This is a genomic window from Cupriavidus sp. L7L, assembly GCF_004353535.1.
GTDB classification, from domain to species: domain Bacteria; phylum Pseudomonadota; class Gammaproteobacteria; order Burkholderiales; family Burkholderiaceae; genus Cupriavidus; species Cupriavidus oxalaticus_A.
This window is the reverse complement of record NZ_SMNY01000009.1, coordinates 503470-520698: the sequence shown is the minus strand read 5'-3', so window position 1 is coordinate 520698 and position 17229 is coordinate 503470. Positions and strand designations below refer to the sequence as shown.

Sequence of the window (17229 nt, the reverse complement as noted above, 5' to 3'; positions counted from 1 at the left end):
AACTCAGCGTTTCCGCCGCGATGGCGCGCAATTTGCGACAGGCTAGCGACTCTTTCACCGCCGTAGTGCCGGGCAGTGTCTTGCCTGGCTGGATCGCGGCACCCTTCCCGGCATGTCACACCGCTATCGCGAGACGCCATGAAAATCACCACGACTTGTGCCGTGACCACGAGCGGCGACAGCTTTCTGCGCAGAGCCGCGACACGGCAGGAGTTCTGGCTGTTGCTGTTCGGCCTGAGCCTGTTCTCCATGGTTGCCTTGATCGGCGTGCGGCTGCTGGCAGACGCCGACACGCTGTGGCACATCGCAGCCGGTAACTGGATCCTCGCCAATCACGCAGTACCTACGACAGACCCGTTTTCCTTTTCATTCCGGGGCCAGAAGTGGATCCCTCATGAATGGCTGGCCGAAGTCGTCCTTGCCATATCTTATGCATGGCTGGGCTGGTCCGGCCCCGTTCTGGTTACCGCGCTGGCAACCAGCCTCGCACTGGTCGTCTTGCTGGCGTTCCTGCTGCGCTATATCGAACCCCTGCATGCATTCACCGGCACGGTGCTAGCGTACTTGACGCTTATCCAGCACCTCCTGGCGCGACCGCACACATTGGCTTGGCCGCTGATAGTGATCTGGATTGCCGGCATCGTCCTGGCGCGCGAACGAGGCAAGCACCCGAGCCTCTGGCTAGTTGCAGTTATGCTGGCCTGGGCCAACATGCATGCGAGCTTTCTGCTCGGCATCGTGCTGGGCGTTGCGCTGGCACTCGAAGCGGTCCTGACGGCAGGCAATCCGGTTCGTACCGCGAAGGCTTGGGCACCGTTCCTCGCGCTCACCGTGACGGCCGGCCTGATGACTCCGAACGGCATCGACGGCGTACTCTTCCCTTTTCATGTTGCCGGCATGTCCTACACGCTCAGCATCATCAGAGAATGGCAGCCGCCGGTCATCGGCCTGCTCCAGCCGATCGTTGTGTGGCTTGGCGTTGTGCTGTTCGGTGCGCTCTACTTCGGGTTCCGGTTGCCGGCAACGCGGATAGCGATGTTTTTCGGGCTTGTCTATCTTGCCCTGTCAGCGGCGCGCTACGCAGAGCTTGTGGGACTGCTTGCGCCACTGCTGCTGATGCCTGCTGTCGGACCCCAGCTGCGCGCGGCCATTCGTCCGGAGGTGAAGGCCAGACTATCGCTGCGCTGCCTTCAGATCATCACCCTGCTGGCCACGGTCCTGTTCCTTGCCAGCGCCATCTTCCTCGGCAAGGGCATCCAGCGGGACCGAGATCTTACCCTGCCCAAGGACGCGGTACGGGCAGCCCTGGCGGCGGGCGCTTCGGGACCGGTATTCAACAGCTACAACTTTGGCGGCTACCTGATCTTCTCCGGCATCGCGCCGGTCATTGACGGCCGCGCGGACCTCTACGGGGATAAGTTCGTCCGCCGGTACATGGAAGCCTATTCCGGCAAGGCCGAGGCGCTGCAGGCATTGCTCCAGGAATATAAGATCCGCTGGGCCATCCTGGAGCCGACAAGCCCAGCAGTGCACGTGATCCGCGATCTCCCGGGCTGGCGCAAAGTCCATGAGGATGCGGTAGCAGTAGCCTACGTACTGCATCCTTAGCGCTGCAGCCGGCGCCTGACTTGCTGCTTGCTGCGGCCGGCAGCCGCCTGCGCGGCGCTGCCGGCCTTTGTGCTGCAGTGGCGAAGCCATCGGGACGGTCAGTCAGCGGCACGGCGATGCGGCCGCTCTCACGACGGTTTTCTGACGGCTGCGATCGCACTACACGCGCTATCCAGCCTCCTTTCCCGATGACTTCCAATGAACGAAAGTAGCCAACGCTACTCGGCGCGCATGCGCGCCGCCATGCGCCCCAGCTCGACGTAAAATTAGCAGGCCATGGTGAGCAACGAACCGGTCTCCCTGCGCCCCCCAGAGGCAGTTCACCCCCCCTACAGCACGACGAAGCGCCTGAGCAAGCCTGTGTTCGCGTCTGCAGCACTTCCCGGCACTCAACGTTTCCAGCTTGAATCATGCGGTCCTAAACGCCCGCAACCCGCCTGCACGCTTGGTTTACGGCGCACCTCGCCGGAATAGCACCGATTCCGACGGCGGCCTGCGGCGGCAAGACGTTTCTATCCGGAAACGCTGGCCCGCACGGCGCCGCCCTCGTCCATCTGTCTGGCGGTCCACGGCGAGTGTTCCGATAGGCGGCCCGACCTCCTCCGACTGCGCGAGTGCCACGCAGCAGCACAGGCGCTGCACTTCATGCTTTTGGACGAAGTCAGCGCGGCTTGTACAGCAAGGCAAGCGCAAAGCCAATCGGTCGATCTAGTCCTTTCGTTGCAACGTCACGCAAGCGATCTTGCGCCTGCGTTTCCGGCTGGCAACGAATCCCGTCCAAGAACGGGGCCCCAGGCCCGTAGCGGCCTTGCTTGCCTTGCATCGCTACCCGGAAAACCTTGTGGCACAACGGTTTCGCGTGGCCTGGCCCGCCGCTTGCCTATGTCCTGGCACCGGCAACGCCATCAGGACGAATGCCGAGATGTCGGAGCAACAGGCCGGCATCAGAACCAAAACTATATGGGGAACTTTGTCATGCCTGCCGCCCGCCATTTCGCGCTGACGCACCGGAACGCCTGTCACGCCGCTTCCGCCTGCAAGGGCGACGGCGTGCCGTTCCGTTGCATGGTCCGCGCAGGCCGTGCGCATTACGTAGCGCGCTGCATGCAAGCTGCCGCCGAACGCCGGTTGGAGGCGCGCAGCCCGCAGGGCATGCGCGGCGGCCCGGGCCGCTGGCCCTTCCATTCATGTTCCATCTGCGCGCCGCCGTGCTGTCACGTTTCCCGGCATTGAAATCCCGTGCCAGTGCTTTCCTTTGCGAAGTTCCGCAGTCCTGTAGTGCTTGTTCCCAATCAAAGGAGTTAATCATGCAAGACCTGACCACTATGTTCAAGCAATTTATCCGTGACGAAGAAGGCGTGACCGCCATTGAATATGGCTTGATTGCCGCACTCATTGCTGTTGTCATCATCGCTTCCGTCCAGCTCATCGGCAATGAACTGAATGCGACGTTCGACTTCATTGGCAAGACGCTCCAAAACGCCAATACCTAGTGACCTGGATGCAAGGGGCGTGCACAGTTGACAGCCCCTGTGGAGCTCACACAAAGCCCATCCGCACAACATTCCGCAACCAGTGACACCGGAGACGCCAATGTCGAAGTTCCTCGCCATATCAAAGGATCTGCTGCAAGACGACAAAGGCGTCTCCTCTATCGAATACGCGCTGCTCGGCATGCTGATTGCGGTGGCCATCATCGGCTCCATGTTCAAGCTCAGCGGAGCAGTGAAAGAGATGTACGAGTTGATCGCATCCAGCATGCCCTGAGCCTAGTCACCGCCAACAACTTCAGCCGATCGCCATGCAAGCCGCCACCACTCTCGCCTCCCTCGTAGGCCCCGTCACGATCGGCATCGTGCTGACCGCGGCCGCCATCGATCTGGACCGGCGCCGCATTCCCAACTGGCTGACCTTCGGCGCCTGGATCGCCGCACTGCCAGTGCAGATGGCCATCCACGGTGTCGCGGCGGGCTCGCTGGCGTGGCTGTATGGCTGGCTGGTGGGCCTGGCCCTGTTTCTGCCCTTTTACCTGCTGCGCGGCATGGCCGCCGGCGATGTCAAGCTGCTGGCAGCCGTGGGCGCCTGGCTTGGTGCCATCATGGTTGTGAAGGTTGCGCTTGCGACCTGCGTGATAGGTGGCGTGTGGGCGCTGGTGCAGCTTCTCGTCACCAGGCAGACGCATGTGGCCCTGTCGCGAATGGGCTACATGCTCAGCGTGGCAGTTCAACGCCGCGCGAAGCCTGTGCAGTCTGAAGTCAAAGCATCCACTGGCTCAATACCCTACGGCGTCGCCATTGCCGCCGGCACGCTTGCCATGCTCTTTGCCAGCACCTGATAACCAACACGATAACACCGCCAGCAGCGAGCACCTTGAAGCGCAAGTACACGCAAATCAGCAAACGGGGGAAGGCAATGAATGAGTACAACGACACGGGTCACGCCACGCGGCACCTCGAACCCGTCGCGACAGTCAGGAATACCCAGCCCGACCAAGGCACGGTGCCTCTGTCCCCCTGGCACGTCCTGCCGCGCACCATCGCCGACACCGGCCTGGGGGTGGCACTACTGCTGAGTCTGCTGATGAAGACCGCCTACCAGCACCGCACCGTCACGCTGGCGGTGCTGACCGACACGCTGAAGCTGCCAGGCACCGTGGTCAATGAGGTCGCCGCCGTTGCGGTACGCGAGCGACTGCTGGAAATCGCCCACCGCGGCGCCAGCGACCTGGACGTTCGCTTCCGGCTGACGGACGCCGGCTATGCCCGCGCCGCCGAAGCCTCGGCGCGCTGCAGCTACGTCGGCGCTGCGCCGGTCACGCTGGACGCATATGTCCAGGCGGTGAAGCGCCACTCAGTCGGCCAGGCATCGGTGACCAAGGCCGATGTCACCGCGGCCTTCCACGACCTAGTGATCCCGGTCCATCTGCTGGATGCCATCGGCATGTCGCTGAATACCTGTCGCGCCCTGATGATCTACGGGCCCGCCGGCAGCGGCAAGACCTACCTGGCGCAGCGCCTTGGAATGCTGCTGCCGGGCGCGGTGCCGGTGCCGTATGCCATCACCGTGGCCGGCGAGATCATCCAGGTATTCGACCCGCTGGTCCATGTGCCCTGCGATGACAGCGAAGGCTCGCTGGCACGCCGTTCGCTGGACCGCCGCTGGATCCTTTGCCACCGCCCGGTGGTGCTGTCCGGCGGCGAACTGACGCTGTCCATGCTGGACCTGCGCCACGACCCCGTCGCCGGCTTCTACCAGGCGCCGCCGCACATGAAGGCGAACAACGGCATCTACATCATCGACGACCTGGGCCGCCAACTGGTTGGCGTCACCGACCTGCTGAACCGCTGGATCGTGCCGCTGGACCGCAACATCGACATGTTCACGCTGCAGACAGGCGTGCGCTTCACGGTGCCGTTTGACGTCTGGCCGGTGTTCTCGAGCAACCTTGAACCGGGGGAGCTCGGCGACGATGCCTTCCTGCGCCGGCTCGGCAGCAAGCTCTACGTGGGTGCGCTGTCGGTGGACGACTATCGCGAGGTGTACCAGCGCACTGCCGCCGAATACGGACTGGCCAGCGGCGACGCCGTGTTCGACTTTCTTGTCGACAGCCTGCACTACGCCAGCGATACGCCGCTGCTCGCTTGCATCCCGCGCGACCTGCTGCGCCTGGTGGCCTCCGGCGTGCACTACCACGGCGCCGCGCCCCAAGTCACCGAGGAAGGCTTGGTGGCGGCCTGGCAAGGCTACTACGGGCTGCGCACCTCGCCCGAAGGAATGCCACAGGCCGGCGGCGCCCGCCGCTGGTCAGACAACCACCGCGCCGCGAGCTGATCGGTAGCAGCCAACGCGGAAACCATTGGGGATATTGGGGAGAGTCATCATGAAAAACATGCGCGCAATCCTGATGCTGCTGATTGCCCTGGTCGCCGGCGTGGCGGCAGTGGTGTCGGCGTCGCGATGGCTGGTGCAGCAGTCATCAAGCTCGGTCAGGCAGGTGGTGGTAGCCGGCAGCGACCTGAACCTGGGGCAACCGCTCAACGGCAGCCAGCTACAGCTGGTCAGTTGGCCGGTGGGCAGCGTTCCGCCCGGCGCGTTCCAGGATGTGAAGGCTCTGGAGGGCCGGGTGGTCCGCACTAGCCTCCAGCGCGGCGAGCCGGTTATCGATGCCAAGCTGGCGCCGATCGGCACCAAGGGCGGGCTGTCCGCGGTCATCAACGACGGCAAGCGCGCGATCACAGTTCGTGTCAACGACGTGGTGGGTGTTGCCGGCTTCGCGCTGCCAGGCAATTACGTCGACGTGATCGTCAACACGAATGAAGAGGCGCGAAACGCGCAGAACAGCAACATCTCCAAGATCGTGCTGGAGAAGATCCTGGTGCTGGCGGTAGCGCAACAGGTCAGCCGTGACGACACCCAGCCCAAGGTGGTGAATGCCGTCACACTCGAAGTGACGCCCGAGCAGGCCGAGAAGCTCGACGTGGCCCGCAGCGTCGGCACGCTGTCGCTGGTACTGCGCAACCAGATGGACGTCGCGGACATCAACACCGGCGGCGCCACCAAAGGCACGCTGCTGGGCAAGACGCCCGAAGCGCCGCCCGCCAAGGTCGTGACCCAGACGGCCACGCGCACCGTGGTGAAGACCCGCACGGTTGCAGTACAGCCCGCGCGCGGCAACTGCATCGGTGTGCTGGCAGGCATGCAGGGCGGCATCGAGTGCTTCTGACCGCGTCTCGCACGACGTCCAACGAATTCTGATCTGCATCACAGCTTCTCCGGGGGGAGATTCAAAATGAACCAGAAAAGATCCGACGCCGCAGGCGGCACCCGCGTCCTGGTGCTTGCCGCCATCCTTTCCACCCCGCTGGCCGCGGCGGCACAGGCCGCGATGGAGGCGGGCATCGTAACCAAGACCACTGCGCCAGCCGCGGCCAAAGCGCCTGCGGCACCAATGCAGATGACCATCAGCATGACACCTGGCGCCCCGACCACGGTGGCGCAGGGCACGGCGCAGGGACCCGCGCCGGCCGCCGACGCGCGAGGCCCTAACTGCACCGGCGCGATCCGCGGCGAATCCAGCGTGATGGTGCCGGTCGGCAAGTCGCAGCTGATCTCGCTGCAGGAGCCGGTGCGCAACCGCACGCTGGGCAATCCCAATGTCGTTCAGGCGACCATGGTGTCGCCCCAGACGCTCTACGTGCTGGGCCGCAGCGTGGGCACCACGAACATGATCGTGCAAGGCCGCAGCGGCGCCTGCACCATCATCAACGTCGTGGTCAATGCCGATGCCGGCGGCCTGCAGACGTCGCTGGGCCAGCTCTTGCCGGGCGAGCCTGGCATCCGCGTGATGACCGCAGCCGATAACCTCGTGCTGACCGGCAGCGTCACCAATGCGCAGTCCGCCCAGGCGGCCATGGACATCGCCCAGGCGTATGCGAACGCCGCACATGGTAGCGACGGCAAGAACGGGGACAAGAAAGGCGGTGTGCTGAACATGCTGTCCGTCGACAGCCCGCAGCAGGTGATGCTGGAAGTCAAGGTCGCCGAGGTATCCAAGACGCTGCTCAACCAGCTAGGTTCCGCGGTCAACCTGCAGGGCGGCTTTGGCTCCTGGACGGGTGGTGTCGTGACGTCGCTGCTGACCGGCGCTTCGGGGGCAATCTTCGGCAGCAAGGCCAACAACTTGCCGTTCGAGTTCGCCGTCGACGCGCAGAAGAACGACAGCCTGGTCAAGATCCTGGCCGAGCCCAATCTGGTCACCATCAGCGGCCAGGAAGCCAGCTTCCTCGCCGGCGGCAAGATCTACATCCCGGTGGCGCAGGCCAATGTGCTGAACGGGGCCGGCACCGTCACGCTGCAGGAAGAAGAGTTCGGCGTGGGGCTGAAGTTCACGCCCACCGTGCTGGCAAACGGCCGCATCCACCTCAAGGTGTCGCCTGAAGTGTCCGAGCTGTCGCCTACGGGCGCCACCGTCCGCGGCGGCACGCTGGCAGGTCAGACCATCCTGCCGGTCATCACCACGCGCCGCGCCTCCACTACCGTGCAGATGCGCGATGGCGAGAGCTTTGCCATCGGCGGGCTGCTGACCGACAGCGCGCGCGGCTCGCTCAAGGCGCTGCCGGGTGCGGGCGAGGTGCCGGTGCTGGGCACGCTGTTCCGCAGCACGCAGTACCAGCAGGACCTGACCGAACTGGTGTTCGTCATCACGCCGCGCCTGGTCAAGCCGATGCAGACGAACAACTATCCGCTGCCGACCGACAGTTTCTCCACGCCTAACCCGCTGTCGCTGTACTTCATGGGCAATATGGAAGGTCAGGGCAAGCCTGCGCCACAGCCCGCACCGGTCCCGTCGCAGCCCGCCGCGCCGGCCCCCGCGCCTGTCACGCCGCCGTCGGCGCCACGCAGCGAAGGCACTGCCACATCGCTCTCGATGGTGCCGACCGGCCGCCCGCTTGATCCGCCGGCAACTGCGGGGTCGCCAGAAGCGCAGGCAACTCCGACCTCGATGCCCCGCACCGCAGACGCTCCGCAACCGGCCGGTCCAGTTGTCCGCAATATCGCCGCCGCACCACCTGCCGAGGACACCGCCGCGCGCATCGCCCGCATCGAAGCCACCGCCGCGCGCCTGGCACAGGCACGAGCTGCAGGCACCGCCACGCGCACCGCCGCAGGCGGCAACTGAACCGCCGCGCCAACAGGAGAACGATCATGAGCAAGAAACCCAACCTTTCGCGCGGCGTCACCACGCTGGTGCTCGGCAGCCTGGCCTGCCTCACGCTGTCGGCCTGCATGACCTCGACGCCGGTGTGGGACGGCCAGCGCGGTGTGGCGCTCGCCACAGTCACGCAGATGCAGATCATCAATCCTGATGCGCCTGCGGGGCTGCCCACTGTCACGGGTGCCGACGGCAAGACCGCGGTGGCTGCGATGAGGAACTTCGACCGCTCGCTGGCCAACGGCAAGCAAGGCGGCACGCCCTCCATGACAATCGACTTCGGCGCCGGCGGCTACGGCGGCATAGGCATGGGCGGCGGTTCGCGCTGACCGTGGTTGCAATTCTTCCCAAAGAAGCTGTCCATGCCACCGCCCTCCCCCACTCCCTCGCGACCACCTGAACCCGGCAATTGGAGTCCAGACTGCAAACAGGTGGCCACAAAATCGGAGACAACACCATGCTGAAGATCCTGATCGCATCCGAAGACGCCGAACGCCTGGCCGATATCAACCGGCTCAGCGCCTTGGCCGGGAACTTCCAGGCCCTATCGCTGCAGGAAAGCCTGTCGCGCTTGCCATTTCAGGCCGGCCGCCTGCGCATGGCCGACTTGCTGATCCTGGAGCTGCCCGCCATCGGGCCCGCCCAGATGCAGGCAATCGAGGCCCTGCGCCAGCAGCACTCCGACCTGCCCTGCATCCTGATCACGCAGGCACCGGGCTCCGACGTACTGATCAAGGCCATGCGCGCCGGCATCCGCGACGTGCTGTCATGGCCGCTGGACAAGGGGCAGCTGGCCGAGGCGCTGAAGCGCGTGGAAGCCACCCACGTGCCGCGCGTGCATGAGACCGCGCGGGTGATTTCGGTGATCTCGTGCAAGGGCGGCGCAGGCACCAGCTTCGTCGCTGCCAACCTGGGCGATGTGCTGGCCAGGCACCAGGCCAAACGTGTCCTGGTGGTTGACCTGAATCGGCATTTTGGCGACCTGACCCACATCGTCAGTGACAAGGCCCCACCATCGACCCTGCCCGACATCTGCGGCCAGATCGATCGCATGGACGCCGCCTTCCTCGATGCCTGCCTGGTGCACGTGGACAACGGCTTCGACCTGCTCGCCGGCGCCACGGATCCCGTCAAGGCCACCCAGATCCAGAAGGACAAGTTGGAGTGGATCTTGTCGGTGATGCAGCCCAACTACGACTTCGTCATCTTCGATATTGGCCAGAGCATCGATCCCTTGTCGATCAGCGTGCTGGACCATAGCGACCGTATTTGCGTGGTGACCGAGCCCACCGTTGCGTTCGGGCGTCCAGGGCGGCGCCTGCTCGATATCCTGCGCGCGCTGCACTACCCCGCCGACAAAGTCCAGCTGGTGCTGAACCGCACCGGGCGCAAGAACGAAGTGCCGCGCGCGACGCTGGAGGAGATCTACGGCATGAAGGTAGCAATTGCCCTGCCCGACGACCCCTCCGCAGTAGACGAGGCCGTGAGCCATGGCGAGCCCGTTGCCAAGCTGAGCCGGCGCAGCGCCATCGCGCGGGCCTTGCAGGCCTTGGCCACGCAACTGTCGGCGACACCGGAGGCCGAGCGCCGTAGCCGACCCGATCCCGTTTCTCCGCTGCGCCGGCTGATGCTACGCGCGAAGAGCACCTGATTGCGGCCGGCCTGGTCCCGGCCAACAGATTCCGAAGCGAAGGAGCCCATCATGTCAATCCGCGAGCAGCTGGCAAGTGCCGGCCCAGCATTCACCGCCAACGGCCACGCCGCAATCCGGTTTGCGGTATCGCCCTCTTCCACGTCGGCTGGCTACCATGCCCTCAAGCGCGATGTACACGAGACCGTGTTGGACCGGGTCGAGTTGGAGCGCCTGGCACGCTACCCGCAAGAGCAGGTGCGGCAAGAGATCTCCGCGCTGGTCAACCTCATTGTCGACGAGCAGAAGGTACTACTCAACGACAACGAGCGCCGCCAGCTAACGGTGGAAATCTACGACGAGATGTTCGGCTTCGGCCCCCTGGAGCCCTTGCTGAAGGACCCCTCAGTGTCGGACATCCTGGTCAACACGGCGCGCCAGACCTATGTGGAGCGGCGCGGCAAGCTGGAGCTCACTGACGTCGTGTTCTACGACGACGCCCACCTGATGAAGGTGATCGAGAAGATTGTCTCGCGCGTCGGCCGACGCATCGACGAGACCAACCCGATGGTGGATGCACGCCTGCCCGACGGCTCGCGGGTCAACGCGATCATCCCACCCTCGGCCATCGACGGGCCGCTGCTATCGATCCGGCGCTTCGCGGTGAATCCGCTGCAGGTGTCCGACCTGGTAGATCTCCGCAGCCTGACGCCGCCGATGGCGCAGCTGCTGCAGGCACTATCCGCTGCGAAGGTCAATGTGTTGGTGTCGGGCGGCACGGGAAGCGGCAAGACCACGCTGCTAAACATCCTCTCGGGCTTTATTCCCGAGGATGAGCGCGTAGTCACCATCGAAGACGCGGCCGAACTGCAGCTGCGTCAGCCCCATGTGCTGCGGCTGGAAACGCGGCCGCCCAATATTGAAGGCAAGGGCGAGATTACGCAACGCGCGCTGGTGCGCAATGCGCTGCGGATGCGCCCGGATCGCATCATCCTGGGCGAAGTGCGCGGCGGCGAGGCGCTGGACATGCTCAACGCCATGAACACCGGCCATGAGGGCTCGCTGACTACCATCCACGCCAACACGCCGCGCGACGCACTGACGCGCCTCGAGAACATGGTAAGCATGGCGGGTCTTACCATGCCGGCCAAGGCCATGCGCCAGCAGATTTCCTCGGCCATCACGGTCATCGTGCAAGCGGCGCGCATGACCGACGGGCGGCGCAAGATCGTCAGCATCCAGGAGATCACCGGCATGGAGGGCGACATCATCAACATGCAGGAGATCTTCACGTTCCAGCGCACCGGCGTGGACAAGGACGGTACGGTCCGCGGGCATTTCCGCGCCACCGGCGTGTACCCAAAGTTTGCGGAGCGGCTGCGCGTGTTTGGCGTTGGGCTGCCGGACGAGACCTATAACCCGGCCAGCCGCTATGAGGTCTGAGCCCCAGCCGGCCGGACCCGAGAACAACACCTTGGTGGGGAGACGCTCATGAGCATGATCTTCTATGCCTTCGGCATCCTGCTGTTCGTGGCCGTGGTGCTTTGTGTCGAAGGCATCTACCTGTGGTGGAACAACACGCATGGCCCGGGCGCCAAGCGCATCGAGGCGCGGCTGCGAGCGTTATCCGCTGGTGGACAAGTCAGCGCCGAGCAACTGTCGATCCTGAAAAAGCGGCTGCTGGCCGGTTCGCCGCGCATGCAGCGCTGGCTGATGAGCGTGCCCCGCATCGGCGCACTCGACCGCTGGCTGGAACAGTCCGGCAGCAGCTGGTCGGTAGGGCAACTGCTGGGTTACTGCGTGATCGTAGCACTATGCACGGTGGCGCTGATCCCGCTGGTGCCGATGCCGGTGCCACTGATGCTGGCTGGCGCGGCGCTGGCCGCGCTCCTGCCGGTGCTGCACGTGGTGCGCCAGCGCGGCAAGCGGCTCAAGCAGATGGAGGCGCAACTGCCCGATGCCGTCGACATGATCAGCCGTGCGCTACGCGCTGGCCACTCGTTCAGCGGGGCGCTCGGCATGGTCGGGCAGGAAATGAAGGCGCCGATTGGGCCGGAGTTTCGCACGACCTTCGAGGAAATTAACTACGGCGTGGCGCTGGACGAGGCCATGACCAACCTTGCCATTCGCGTCCCGGTGGGCGATCTGCGCTATTTCGTCATTGCAGTGTTGATCCAGCGCGAAAGTGGCGGCAACCTGGCGGAAATCCTCGACACCATTGGCACTATGGTTCGCGAACGGCTCAAGCTGTTCGACAAGATCCGCGTGCTGTCGGCGGAAGGAAAGATGTCGGCGTGGGTCCTGGGCCTGCTGCCCTTCTGCACCGCTGGGATGATCATGGTGGTCAATCCGGGATTTATGGCTGTGTTATGGAAAGACCCGATCGGCTTGAAGATGATCGGCGGTGCGCTGGTGTCGATGATCTTCGGTGTGCTGTGGATGCGCAAGATCATCCGCATCCACGTATGAGACTTCAATAGCCAGGACATAAGAAAGCGCAGGGCCTCAACATGCACGGCTTGGACAGCCATCCTGACGGGAGTCCATCATGCAAGGCATTATCCAGGGATTTCAGGCAGATCAGTTAGTCGTGCTCGCGCTGATCTTCGTGGCGGCGTTCGGGACGGTGTTCGGCTTGCTCTACGTATTCTCGCCGAACCGCATGCGCGGTCGGGCGGAGCAGCTTGCCGGCCAGGCGGGCCAATTCGACGCGGATCCGGGCAGGCAGCAGGCCTTGATCGAGAAGCTGGTGCAATGGGCGCAGCCCGTGTCGCGCCTGTCGCTGCCCAAGGATGGCTGGGAGAACTCGCAACTGCGCGTGCGTTTTATGAACGCCGGCTGGCGCAACACCAGCGCCGCACCGTTGTACTTTGCCGCCAAGACGGTGCTGGCTGTCGCGCTGCCGATGATCGGGTTGATAGCAGTCAGTGGCCAGCCGAGGTTTCAAAACCAGCACGTCATGTTCTCGCTACTCGCAGTGCTGGCCGCAATCGGCTACTACCTGCCGAATGCCGTACTGGCGCGCAAGGTAGCGCAACGCCAGCGCACGGTCTTCGAAGAGTTCCCCGACGTCATAGACCTGCTGACCGTCTGCGTCGAAGCCGGCCTCGGGCTCGATGCCGCCCTGATGCGCGTGGCCGATGAGCTCGCGCTGCGCTGTCCGGTGCTGGCCGATGAACTCCAACTGATGCTGCTGGAGTTGCGCTCGGGCTTCTCCAAGGAAAAGGCGCTGTCCAACCTGTCGCTGCGCACCGGCGTGGAAGATGTGGACAAGTTCGCATCGATGCTGATCCAGGCCGACCGCTTCGGCACCAGCCTGGGCGAGTCCCTGCGCGTATTGTCCGACATGCTGCGCACCAAGCGCCGCATGCGGGCCGAGGAACAGGCAGCCAAGATCGCGCTGAAGCTGCTGTTTCCGCTGATCTTCACGATCTTCCCGTCGCTGCTGCTGGTACTGCTCGGGCCAGCCTTTATCCAAATCTATCGCATCCTGCTGCCGACCATGACCGGACAGGGGGGGTAGAACTTCCGGGAAACCGCGAACGGTTCCCCCGGCTGTCTCCCGGTGCAACGCCGGCCAGACAGTCCCTTGCCCGGACCTGGTTCCGGGCTTTTTTGCGTGTTGCTCGTACTTGATGCGGGCCAATGGCTCCTGCCGCGGCCGGATGGACTTGACCAGATCGCCGGTCTTCTTAAAAATGCAAGCACCGTCGACCTTGGCGCGACGCATGCCGTCCGAACAAAATCGCCCCGGAGTTCCGATGAAGCTACGCATCCTGAGCGACCTGCATATCGAACACAACATGCCGCAGGCGGTGCCAACCTGCGACGCCGATCTCGTGGTGCTTGCCGGCGATATTGCCAACGGCCGCGATGGCATCGACTGGGCTGCACGCACCTTCGAGCAGCCTGTAATCTATGTGCCAGGTAACCATGAGTATTACGAAAGCAATTTCGACGCCGTAGACGAGCTGATGGCAGATGCAGCCGCAGCACATCCCGGCATGCATTTGCTCAATGGGGCTGTGACCGAGTTCAGCGGGGCGAAGGGACGGGTGCGCGTCCTGGGCACGACCTGGTGGAGCGACTACACCCTGTTTGGCACGGAGAGGCGCGACGCATCGATGCAGGCCTGCGCAGCAGTGATGCTGGACCACCGGCTGATAGAACTCAGCGGCAGCGACGGGCGCTTGCGGCATTTCATGCCCGAAGATGCGCTGGTGCGCCATGAGACCGCGTCTGCCTGGCTAGCAAAGCAGCTAGCCCAACCTTTCGACGGCAAGACGGTAGTAGTCACCCACCACGGCCCGGACCTTGGTAGCCTGGATCCACGCTATTCACACGATCTGGTCTCTGGCGGCTTCCTGTCGCGGCGGCCCGACCTGGTGGCGCAGGCCGACTTGTGGATCCACGGCCATACGCACACCAGTTTTGATTACTGCATTGATGACTCGCGCGTAGTGTGCAACCCACGCGGATACGTAAGCCGCCGCACTGGCGAGCCGGAAAACCGGTTCTTCGACTGGTGCTGCGTGATCGATATCTGACGCCCACACCGTCATCGCAGCCGATTTCCCGGCAACCCCAGCGCCAAAAAACAAAAAGCCCCCGCTGGCTCGCACCGGCGGGGGCTGCTGGACCAGGGCTTAGATGCCGCAAACAGCGCTGCTCCCGGGATCCTCGCCCATGATTTCGCGTGGAAGGTAAGTTACAAATCCGGGCACGGCCAAACTGGAAAATCCGACCCAGGCTGCCGGGGATACCGGAGAGGCAGTCAGTCCCGTCACGCTGACGGAGACACCCGTGCAGGAAGCGCTGTCGCAACTGGCACTGAGGCCGCTTGCGTCGTACCAGTCGACCGAAACGTTGCCGGACTTGAGGGTTGGCAGGATTTCCTGCATCTTGCTGAGCACTGACGACGATCCCCTGCCACAGACCACAGCCTGTCTTGCCCCCCACCGGGTAGCTTCTGCCACCGCATTCCAGGTGTACAGCACCCGCCCGAATTCCAGTATGCCAAGCAGCAATGAAAAGAAGAGCACTGCCGCAATGGCAAACTCCACCGCTGTCGCACCTCGCTGACGCTTATTCATAAGCCTGCCTCATCGTAGCTGAGATGTCACTGAAGGGAATTGACGTGAGAGTATCGCTGCCGCCGGTATAGAAGCGCGTGAATCCGAGCAAGTCCAGGATAGGTGTGAACGTATAGCCGCTGATCCGAACTGTTACGGTGTTGATGGCAGGGTTGCTGCCTTGGCCCATATTGGAAGTGCAAGCCGGATTTGCTGCATCGCAGATTGTCACCATACTCGTCTTCAGGCCCGGCGCCAGTGTCGGCTGGTTCTCGACAGCCACCGGCGTACCGTACACGACGAGCTGTTTGGCCATGCTATGGGCAGTCGTGCTGCCCGCTGCCTGCGTGCTCAGGTAGCGGGAAGCATCCCGAACCGACTTTGCCAGCGTGTTGTACGTGTAGATGGCCCGGCCAAACTCAGTCACGGCGAAACAGATCGCCAGCAGCAAGGAAATCGTGATGCCGAGCTCGACGAGCGCCACACCTTTTTGTCGCTTCTTCATCGATTCCCCCTACTGGACAAGTGCCGGGATCATGGGGCCGAAATTGCCGCCGGCCAGGCCGTTAGTCGTGCAAGCGCTACTGATCGTAGCCGCATTACCCAGGTATTCGAACTGAACTGATTCAGTGGGTCCGCTGATCGGCTGCAGCATGAGCATGCAGGCAAAATCGACGACTTTTGAAGCCGCCGAGACAACCGGCACGATCACAAGCCGGCGGCTCATCCCCAGCGTTGCATGCTCGCCAGTACTACCTGGCTTGGCCAGATCTTTGTATCCACCTTTCATGTTCAGATTGGTGATGGCGTCGCCGACCTGAACATCCGTGCTTGTATCCGCATAGCTTGCGAACGAGAGCCGCTTAATCTTGAAATTGGCTGCAGTCGGGTCGGTACCACCTGATGACCCGGAATACGCCTGCTTGCCATTCGGCCAGTTTTTAATTGTGTAGGCGTAGCCGGTAAAGTCCGGCCGCATGAGCGACATGTCGCCGTTGTTCTTGTAAATACCAAAGCGGCTGTTCCACTGGTCATCCACAGCAACTTTCGCCCCCGGAGTCCCAAGCGTATCGCCAATCTTGGAGTCACAATAGCCGACGGCCATTTCCTTCTTTGTCTCATTGGCGTCCTTCGAGCCATCCAGGTTGTACCAGCCCATTTCCCCGGGGGAGGCCGACTTGGCACCATCGTAAAGTACGGTTACCCAGTCGCCAGGTGCGAAGCCATAGTCGGGAGCCGTGGCGCCGGTCTTAGGCAGCAAGCCAACGGGGATTGGGCAAGTGCTCTGGGCATGGGTGCGTGTTGCAACGCCAAGCGCCGCCACAGAATTGCTCGCAGGCCCCCCAACCATCTGGATCAGGTAAGCCGCGATCCCGTTCGTCACGTGATGGCACTTTGCGTAGCGCGCGTTGGCGACAGGCGTGAAGGTCGAACTGTAGGAGCCGTTGAGCGTATCGCTGAAAGTGATGTCCGTGTCGACGATAGCTGCCGAGCCCTTCTGGTATTTGACCTTGTTGGCATTCCCAGCGGTCATTCCGGCACTCGTGGCCCGTGTCAGGGCATCCGGAGCACCATCCAGTTCCTGCGCCGCCGCCAGCGCGCAGCTGTCCACCGCGGACTGCAGCTCGGTCTTCGCGACGAACATTGCCCCGAGGTCGATGACCAGCCCGGCCATGCCTAGCAGCACGGCCAGAGTCAGGCCGACAATTGGAAGAATGACCCCTTTTTCCTTCTTGTTGCTGTACCTGGACATATGGCATCGTCCTTTGATAATAGGTATGAGCATCGGGACCGGTCCGCAGGCCTCTTGTCTTAGCCTCGCACTACGGCAACCAGCGACGCATGCGCGTACGGCTGACAATGCCGAAAAGATCCCGATACCAGCTTCGTACAGGCATTCTTGGCCATGCCAACGACAATTGGTATCGATCCAATGGCGGAACAAGTAGGTGCGCTCACAGCGCGGCGGGGAGTACGAAGACAGACCTGAGCACTGCTCATTGAGGTACTACGCCCGAGTTACAGCCTGGGTAAATCAGTGTTGCAGATCCTAATTATGAAACCAACGTCACTTGCCGAATGCGAAAGTCGGGAATGCGTACCAGCCGAGACTGAAAGCAAGTGGGAAAGGGATTCCCGCACCGATGAAGAGCGTTACAGATTTGACTCATACCTTCGGCGGCAACTTAGCATCTCGTGGTCAACCG

16 protein-coding genes are annotated in these 17229 nt (G+C 63.3%); 13 read left to right on the top strand and 3 right to left on the bottom strand.

All coding sequences use genetic code 11. The features are described from left to right. The first annotated feature begins 138 nt into the window (after positions 1–138). From E1J61_RS10305 to E1J61_RS10245, 13 genes are all read left to right on the top strand, one after another. Complete coding sequence (locus tag E1J61_RS10305) at positions 139–1608, top strand: hypothetical protein (protein WP_133093954.1); 1470 nt, start codon at positions 139–141, stop codon at positions 1606–1608. Between the two features lie 1307 nt (positions 1609–2915). Beyond that, positions 2916–3101 (top strand): Flp family type IVb pilin, encoded by a 186-nt coding sequence (locus E1J61_RS10300; RefSeq protein ID WP_133093953.1) that lies wholly within the window; start codon positions 2916–2918, stop codon positions 3099–3101. Between the two features lie 100 nt (positions 3102–3201). Continuing rightward, the gene (locus E1J61_RS10295; protein WP_133093952.1) at positions 3202–3375 is read left to right on the top strand and encodes a Flp family type IVb pilin; all 174 of its coding nucleotides are present in this window, start codon (positions 3202–3204) and stop codon (positions 3373–3375) included. A 34-nt stretch (positions 3376–3409) separates the two neighbouring features. Beyond that, positions 3410–3943, top strand: coding sequence for a prepilin peptidase (locus tag E1J61_RS10290; RefSeq protein ID WP_133093951.1), 534 nt, complete (start codon positions 3410–3412; stop codon positions 3941–3943). A 77-nt stretch (positions 3944–4020) separates the two neighbouring features. Then, on the top strand, positions 4021–5439 hold the full coding sequence (locus E1J61_RS10285) for an ATP-binding protein (protein ID WP_133093950.1): 1419 nt from the start codon (positions 4021–4023) through the stop codon (positions 5437–5439). A 49-nt stretch (positions 5440–5488) separates the two neighbouring features. Continuing rightward, positions 5489–6331, top strand: coding sequence for a Flp pilus assembly protein CpaB (gene cpaB, locus E1J61_RS10280; RefSeq protein WP_133093949.1), 843 nt, complete (start codon positions 5489–5491; stop codon positions 6329–6331). Between the two features lie 66 nt (positions 6332–6397). Beyond that, positions 6398–8287, top strand: coding sequence for a type II and III secretion system protein family protein (locus E1J61_RS10275; protein ID WP_133093948.1), 1890 nt, complete (start codon positions 6398–6400; stop codon positions 8285–8287). Positions 8288–8313: 26 nt separating this feature from the next. After that, complete coding sequence (locus E1J61_RS10270; protein WP_133093947.1) at positions 8314–8649, top strand: hypothetical protein; 336 nt, start codon at positions 8314–8316, stop codon at positions 8647–8649. A gap of 128 nt (positions 8650–8777) precedes the next feature. Continuing rightward, positions 8778–9971: an AAA family ATPase gene (locus E1J61_RS10265; protein ID WP_133093946.1), complete on the top strand. Its 1194-nt coding sequence runs from the start codon at positions 8778–8780 to the stop codon at positions 9969–9971. Between the two features lie 51 nt (positions 9972–10022). After that, a complete protein-coding gene (locus E1J61_RS10260; RefSeq protein WP_133093945.1) occupies positions 10023–11393 on the top strand; it encodes a CpaF family protein in 1371 nt (456 codons plus the stop codon). A 48-nt stretch (positions 11394–11441) separates the two neighbouring features. Next, entirely contained in the window at positions 11442–12419 is a 978-nt protein-coding gene (locus E1J61_RS10255; protein WP_133093944.1) for a type II secretion system F family protein, read from the top strand. A 79-nt stretch (positions 12420–12498) separates the two neighbouring features. Next, a complete protein-coding gene (locus tag E1J61_RS10250; RefSeq protein WP_133093943.1) occupies positions 12499–13473 on the top strand; it encodes a type II secretion system F family protein in 975 nt (324 codons plus the stop codon). A 238-nt stretch (positions 13474–13711) separates the two neighbouring features. After that, positions 13712–14497 carry a metallophosphoesterase gene (locus E1J61_RS10245; protein WP_133093942.1) on the top strand — a complete coding sequence of 262 codons (786 nt, stop codon included), beginning with the start codon at positions 13712–13714 and terminating at the stop codon, positions 14495–14497. 99 nt (positions 14498–14596) lie between these two features. Here E1J61_RS10245 and E1J61_RS10240 read toward each other — a convergent pair whose 3' ends face one another. The 3 genes from E1J61_RS10240 to E1J61_RS10230 are packed head-to-tail and all read right to left on the bottom strand — an operon-like array spanning position 14597 to position 16775. After that, positions 14597–15043 (bottom strand): TadE/TadG family type IV pilus assembly protein, encoded by a 447-nt coding sequence (locus tag E1J61_RS10240; RefSeq protein ID WP_133093941.1) that lies wholly within the window; start codon positions 15041–15043, stop codon positions 14597–14599. Then, positions 15036–15527 (bottom strand): TadE/TadG family type IV pilus assembly protein, encoded by a 492-nt coding sequence (locus E1J61_RS10235; RefSeq protein WP_133093940.1) that lies wholly within the window; start codon positions 15525–15527, stop codon positions 15036–15038. Before E1J61_RS10235 ends, E1J61_RS10240 begins: the two co-directional genes overlap by 8 nt. Before the next feature lie 9 nt (positions 15528–15536). After that, the gene (locus E1J61_RS10230) at positions 15537–16775 is read right to left on the bottom strand and encodes a Tad domain-containing protein (protein ID WP_133093939.1); all 1239 of its coding nucleotides are present in this window, start codon (positions 16773–16775) and stop codon (positions 15537–15539) included. Positions 16776–17229: the final 454 nt, after the last annotated feature.

Excerpts from the sequence above, each read along its gene's own strand:
- E1J61_RS10305 (WP_133093954.1), top strand. The coding sequence starts at position 139 with ATGAAAATCACCACGACTTGTGCCGTGACCACGAGCGGCGACAGCTTT.
- E1J61_RS10300 (WP_133093953.1), top strand. The coding sequence starts at position 2,916 with ATGCAAGACCTGACCACTATGTTCAAGCAATTTATCCGTGACGAAGAA.
- E1J61_RS10295 (WP_133093952.1), top strand. The coding sequence starts at position 3,202 with ATGTCGAAGTTCCTCGCCATATCAAAGGATCTGCTGCAAGACGACAAA.
- E1J61_RS10290 (WP_133093951.1), top strand. The coding sequence starts at position 3,410 with ATGCAAGCCGCCACCACTCTCGCCTCCCTCGTAGGCCCCGTCACGATC.
- E1J61_RS10285 (WP_133093950.1), top strand. The coding sequence starts at position 4,021 with ATGAATGAGTACAACGACACGGGTCACGCCACGCGGCACCTCGAACCC.
- cpaB (WP_133093949.1), top strand. The coding sequence starts at position 5,489 with ATGAAAAACATGCGCGCAATCCTGATGCTGCTGATTGCCCTGGTCGCC.
- E1J61_RS10275 (WP_133093948.1), top strand. The coding sequence starts at position 6,398 with ATGAACCAGAAAAGATCCGACGCCGCAGGCGGCACCCGCGTCCTGGTG.
- E1J61_RS10270 (WP_133093947.1), top strand. The coding sequence starts at position 8,314 with ATGAGCAAGAAACCCAACCTTTCGCGCGGCGTCACCACGCTGGTGCTC.
- E1J61_RS10265 (WP_133093946.1), top strand. The coding sequence starts at position 8,778 with ATGCTGAAGATCCTGATCGCATCCGAAGACGCCGAACGCCTGGCCGAT.
- E1J61_RS10260 (WP_133093945.1), top strand. The coding sequence starts at position 10,023 with ATGTCAATCCGCGAGCAGCTGGCAAGTGCCGGCCCAGCATTCACCGCC.
- E1J61_RS10255 (WP_133093944.1), top strand. The coding sequence starts at position 11,442 with ATGAGCATGATCTTCTATGCCTTCGGCATCCTGCTGTTCGTGGCCGTG.
- E1J61_RS10250 (WP_133093943.1), top strand. The coding sequence starts at position 12,499 with ATGCAAGGCATTATCCAGGGATTTCAGGCAGATCAGTTAGTCGTGCTC.
- E1J61_RS10245 (WP_133093942.1), top strand. The coding sequence starts at position 13,712 with ATGAAGCTACGCATCCTGAGCGACCTGCATATCGAACACAACATGCCG.
- E1J61_RS10240 (WP_133093941.1), bottom strand. The coding sequence starts at position 15,043 with ATGAATAAGCGTCAGCGAGGTGCGACAGCGGTGGAGTTTGCCATTGCG.
- E1J61_RS10235 (WP_133093940.1), bottom strand. The coding sequence starts at position 15,527 with ATGAAGAAGCGACAAAAAGGTGTGGCGCTCGTCGAGCTCGGCATCACG.
- E1J61_RS10230 (WP_133093939.1), bottom strand. The coding sequence starts at position 16,775 with ATGTCCAGGTACAGCAACAAGAAGGAAAAAGGGGTCATTCTTCCAATT.